Source organism: Campylobacter sp. BCW_6873 (genome assembly GCF_001762365.1).
GTDB lineage: Bacteria > Campylobacterota > Campylobacteria > Campylobacterales > Campylobacteraceae > Campylobacter_D > Campylobacter_D jejuni.
Window position 1 is genome coordinate 1 of the sequence record NZ_MJWS01000095.1, and the last position, 288, is coordinate 288.

General features: G+C 35.1%; 1 pseudogene. It reads left to right on the forward strand.

Annotated elements, in window-relative coordinates:
- A pseudogene (locus AJ932_RS10160) lies at positions 1-288 on the forward strand (hypothetical protein); the annotation flags it as partial.

Sequence of the window (288 nt, forward strand, 5' to 3'; positions counted from 1 at the left end):
AGAATCATTTGGGCTTTATATGATGATATTGAAAAAGGTAAATTAAAAGATCCAAGAGATGTGGATTCTACTTCTGAAAGTAGAAATGAATTTGATCATTATATGGATGGATATGTAAATGGAATGGAAACTAGATTCGATGCTGATATTCCAAATGATTGGGGTGATCGACAAGCCACTTTATTCAAAGATACCCTAGTATTAAGCGCCAAACTAGCAGCCTTAACTCCTCCTCAAGGCTATCCTAATGCTCCAAGATACTATAGCCCTGAAAGACTAGAAATTATT